The organism is Streptomyces boluensis (assembly GCF_009908195.1).
GTDB lineage: Bacteria > Actinomycetota > Actinomycetes > Streptomycetales > Streptomycetaceae > Streptomyces > Streptomyces boluensis.
Window position 1 is genome coordinate 1 of sequence record NZ_JAAAHS010000518.1, and the last position, 4,392, is coordinate 4,392.

4 protein-coding genes are annotated in these 4,392 nt (G+C 70.6%); 2 read left to right on the top strand and 2 right to left on the bottom strand.

The features are described 5' to 3' along the window. Window positions 1-26: 26 nt before the first annotated feature. Together GUY60_RS34995 and GUY60_RS35000 are read right to left on the bottom strand one after the other, a co-directional pair. A complete protein-coding gene (locus GUY60_RS34995; protein ID WP_161705330.1) occupies window positions 27-1,568 on the bottom strand; it encodes a DUF4874 domain-containing protein in 1,542 nt (513 codons plus the stop codon). Between the two features lie 214 nt (window positions 1,569-1,782). After that, entirely contained in the window at window positions 1,783-2,769 is a 987-nt protein-coding gene (locus GUY60_RS35000) for a hypothetical protein (protein WP_161705332.1), read from the bottom strand. A 291-nt stretch (window positions 2,770-3,060) separates the two neighbouring features. On the opposite strand from GUY60_RS35000, the gene GUY60_RS35005 reads away from it, so the two are divergent. Together GUY60_RS35005 and GUY60_RS35010 are read left to right on the top strand one after the other, a co-directional pair. After that, the gene (locus GUY60_RS35005) at window positions 3,061-3,885 is read left to right on the top strand and encodes an HAD family acid phosphatase (RefSeq protein ID WP_161705334.1); all 825 of its coding nucleotides are present in this window, start codon (window positions 3,061-3,063) and stop codon (window positions 3,883-3,885) included. Between the two features lie 106 nt (window positions 3,886-3,991). Next, the coding region (locus GUY60_RS35010) for a VOC family protein (protein ID WP_161705337.1) at window positions 3,992-4,392 on the top strand (401 nt) is incomplete at its 3' end.

Below are 4,392 nucleotides of genomic sequence, written 5' to 3' on the forward strand. Positions count from 1 at the left end.
CCCATGCACCCCTCAGCCGCGCACCCTCAGCCGCGCCCCCCGACCCGCACCTCGGCCACCACGTTCACCCCGTCCACCCACGCCACGGTCGCGTTCGCGCACCGCACCGCGAGGTGGGCGCCGTCGAAGTCCGGGTCGGGCAGGGCGAGGCCCAACCGGTAGGTGCCGGCAGGGACTTCGGGGAGCGTCAAAGTGCCCCGTACCGTCGAGACGGGCGGCTCGCCGTGGTCGTCCGTGGTCTCCGCGCGGCCCTGCGGACGCCACTTCCGCCAGTCGGCGCCGGTGTCCGCCGAGGCGACCGTGCGGCCCTCGGCGTCGAGCAGGACGAGGCGGACGGGGCGCGGGTGCTTGGGCGGGGCGAAGCCGCGGTTGACCACGTCGACCTCGGCGTCCAGACGGCCCCCGGCGAGCGTGTGGCGGGCCTCGCGGACCTCGACGCGGTAGCCCAAGTGGTCACGCAGGTACTCGAACTGGCTGCGCGGCACGGCCTTCCCGCTACGGTCCCTGAAGTACCCGTCCGACACCGGCAACAGCGCCTCGCGGGCCTCGGCCTCCGTCATGTCGGTGGTGCGCCAGGCGGGCACGGTGACGGTGGCGTTGTGCACGATCGACAGGGAGTCGTAGCGCAAGGTCTGGAGCCGTCGGGCCGTCGGCACGCCCGGAATGACCTTGCTCCAGGCGTACGGGTCCTCGCTCTGCCCCTTGTCCCAGGGCATCTCGCCGTCGACCATGCGGTCGGTGGTGACGTCCAGGTACGTCTTCCACTGCGGGTTGGCCGGGACGTAGTAGTCCCACTCCCCCTCCCCGAGCGTCATGTAGTCGTTGTGGAAGCCGACCCGGTCGAGGATCGCCTCGTTCTGGATCATGTTGCGCTTCTCCGCGTACCGGACCTGGGTGTGCATGCCCGGCGGCAGCGCGTCGACCAGGGTCGTCATGATCTCGGTGACGGCCTCGGGGTAGTTCTCGTGCTGGTAGTAACTCCCGTGCCACTCGCCCCAGGCGCCCAGGAATCCGGCCTGCCAGACGGCGACGACATCACGGTTGCGGCGTACCAGCGGGGCGAGTTGGGCGATGTGCCGCTGGATGTGCTGCACGGTGTAGCGGCGGCCCTCGCGCACCCCGTCGTCGTAGACGAAGCGCAGCACGGCCGCGTACTTCTTGCGGCGCAGCCCGGCGAAGACCTTCTCGATGTTGTCGAGCGCGCTCTGCGGGATGTCGGTGGTGGCGTACTCCCAGAGGTAGAAGTACAGCTGCGTGAGGTGGGCGCCGGGGCCGTACTCGCGCTCCAGGAGGTCGAGGGTCGCGGCGGCGTCCGGCGAGTGGTCCTCCTCGTTCTTCCACGGACTGCTCAGGTCGCTCGCGTTGTACGACATCTCGTACCGGAACCCGCGCCGCGGAGTGCCGAGCGGGGCGCGGCCGTCGGGGTCGTCGGGACGGATGCCCCGGTGCGTGACGGTGCCCCGCGCCCCGGCGGCACGCCCGTCCGTGCCCCGCGCCCCGGCGGCCTGGGCGGTCCCGCCCCCGCCGAGCAGCGGAACGGCGGCCCCGGCGGCGGCGCTCGCGGACACGGCGAGCACCCGCCTCCGACTGGGCCGACTCTCGCGTACATCTCTGTCTTCGGATCCGTCTTCGGATCTGTCCTCGGATCTGTCTTCGGACATCGGCAGCTCCCTCGGCTGTTCGCGCGCGGCAATGCCGGGGAGTCTTTGGCCCGGCGCGGGCCGGGGGCCATGGACGTACCGGAGGGGACGGTGGACTTTCGTCGCGTCGGCGTGACGCAGGTCAGTCGCAGATACGGGCGGTCGTGACGGCGCCGCCCGCGTTCTCGTCGTCCGTGCCGAGGACCGCGACGCCGGAGCCGGGCACGCAGTCCACGCCCTCGACCTTGTGGACCTCGAACTTGCCAAGAACTTCAGGGGACTTGGCAACCGTGAGCCGGACCCGGCCCGAGCCGTCGAGCGACACCGAGCCCGCGTCGGCCACCGCCGAGTCGAACGGCCCGTCGTCCCCCTCGTCCGACGCCGAAGCGATCAGCAGTCGGCCCTTTTCGGTGACGGAGATGTCGGAGGCGTGCCGGACGTCCCGTGTGGGATACGGCGCGCGGTAGGCGGCCTTCGTCACGGTGCCGAACACCGGCTCCCCGTACTTGTTGAACGACAGTGGTGCCGCGTAGAGCGTCGCGGCCCGGCCGTCGCCCTCGCCCCGGTCGGCCCAGACCGCCGCCGGCTCGCCGTGGAGCGAAACGAGGGTGAAGCTCTCGAAGTTGTCGCCCTGGCCGATCGCCGGGAGCGGCGAGAGGTCGCGGACCTCGACCGCGTTCCCGTCGGCGGTGAGCTCGAGGTGGTAGACGAGGCCCCGGCTCGCCACGGCCAGGTACTCGTCGGAGGTGCCCGGCACCTTTTCGAGCGCCTCCAGGTCGATCGGCTCGGCACCGCCCTTCCAGTCGAGTGGCCGTACGGCGGCCTTCTCCCCGGAATCGCCGGGGTGGTACGTGAGTTGGGCGATGCGGTTCTCTCCGGGGCGCTTGTTGTCCAGGGCTATCAGGGCGCGGTAGGCGCCGCCCGAGTGCGAGGTGACGGCGAGTCCGCTGATCCCGCTTCTCATGTCGTCTCCGACCCGCTGCCATCCACTGGCCGCGACCGACGGCTCGGCACTCGTCCGGGCCGTGGTCGCTCCCGTCGTCACTCCCGTCGTCGCGGCCACGGCACCTGCCGTACCGAACGTACCGAGCAGGACGAATGTGCTCAGGATGGCCTGACGCATGCTCATGGAGCTCTCCCTGGCGACGCGGCGCGACGCGGCACGACGCGACGCGCGTAGATGATCGAGTTGGCCGGGACCGTAATGGCCCGCTCGGCCTCCTGGCAAATGGTGTGTCCAGCCTGGCTGTTGGGCAACGCGGACGTCCGCCGAGTCGTCGCGAAAACGATGAGCAAAGAGTCTTGCCACGCATGTGTGACGCGCGTAGACATGAGGGCGACCTGGTGCGCGGGCCGTCTCCCCGCCGCCCGGTCCGCCCTGCCCTCATGGCCGTTCAGGCCGGATCCGGAGCCTTCATCCATGCGTAAGTCCTTCAGAGCTGCGAGCATCGCCACCGCCTGCGCCCTCGCTGGCGGAGCCCTGTGGGGCGCCGGCATCGCCACCGCCGACACCGATTCCGACACCGCCAACTCCCGGACCACGGAGGCGAGGAGCGGCAACGAACCCCACAACATCGGACAGCTCGTCGGCGAGATCGACGCCTACTACGGCATCACCCAGGGTGACGACGGCGTCTACCGGGCGTCCGCGGACAGCGACTACGCCGAGGACGTCGCCGACGTCCTGGCCAGGGCGAAGCGCGACATCAAGCGCCAGGCGGCCACGCACAGCGGGTCCGGGGGCGACCGCCCGGCGATCGTCCTCGACATCGACGACACGGTGCTGCTCAGCATCGACTACGAGAAGCGCACCAACTACACGTACGACAACGACACTTGGAACGAGTACGTGGAGCGGGCCGACCGCCCGGCCGTCTTCGGCGTGCCCCAGCTGATCGAGTACGCCGAGGACCACGGTGTCCAGGTCTTCTTCCTCACCGGCCTCGGTGAGGACAAGCGCGAGGCCGCGGTCGAGAACCTGACCAAGGTCGGCGTCACCGCCGAACTCGACGCCGGCCACGCGTTCTTCAAGAACAAGGCCAACCCGCCGTCCTACCTGAGCGACTGCGCGACCGCCGAGCACTGGAACTGCACCACCGTGCAGTACAAGGCGGGCACCCGGAAGCACATCGAGTCCACCGGCTACGACATCATCGGCAGCTTCGGCGACCAGCACTCCGACCTCAAGGGCGGCTACGCCGACAAGCTGTACAAGCTCCCCAACCCGACGTACTTCGTGGAGTGACCGTCGACGCGCGCCTGCGGGAGGGGACGGGCCGGGCGCCCGGCCCCTTTCGGCGAGGGATTTTTATCGCCTGGACTTCCTCACCCCGCCACGCCACCATCCCCGCATGACCTCCCACGTGCGCCACCTCACGTACGACAGTCACGACGCCTACGCCCAGGCGGAGTTCTGGGCCCAGGTCCTGGGCGGGAAGGTGTCCGACGAGGACGCGCCCGGCGACCCGGAGGCGCTGGTCGAGTGGGCGGGGGTGCCGTTCCTCTTCGTGACCGTGCCGGAGGCCAAGAGCGTCAAGAACCGGCTGCACGTCGACCTCCAGCCACAGGACCGCACCCGCGACGAGGAGGTCACCCGCCTCCTGGCCCTCGGCGCCCGGCCCTTCGCCGACCACCGCACCGAGGACGGCCGGGGCTGGGTGACGCTCACCGACCCGGAGGGCAACGAGTTCTGCGTGGAGCGGAGCGTGACGGAGCGGGCCGTGACGGAGAGCGAGGCGTCACGGAGCTGCCG